A 343-nucleotide genomic window follows, 5' to 3' on the forward strand; every position below is an offset into this window, starting at 1 on the left:
TGATAAAATATCAAAGCTGTCAAAAACTGACAGGAACCTTGATAACTGAACAGTGAAACACATGAATCGAAAATTCTTTTACATTCAATTTTAAGAACGGTTCTAACGAACCAAAACAGTAAAAGGGATAAATTAGCCAAAGTTAATTTTGAACTTGGACAAACACTTTATCAGAGAGTTTGATCCTGGCTCAGGATGAACGCTGGCGGCGTGCTTAACACATGCAAGTCGAGCGAAGCACTTAAGTGGATCTCTTCGGATTGAAACTTATTTGACTGAGCGGCGGACGGGTGAGTAACGCGTGGGTAACCTGCCTCATACAGGGGGATAACAGTTAGAAATG

1 rRNA gene is annotated in these 343 nt (G+C 40.8%); it reads left to right on the forward strand.

From position 1 onward, the window contains the following. Window positions 1-167: 167 nt before the first annotated feature. Window positions 168-343 (forward strand): 16S ribosomal RNA (locus tag V8Q34_RS27405); the annotation flags it as partial.

It is taken from the genome of Blautia sp. JLR.GB0024 (genome assembly GCF_037000545.1).
GTDB lineage: Bacteria > Bacillota > Clostridia > Lachnospirales > Lachnospiraceae > Blautia > Blautia celeris.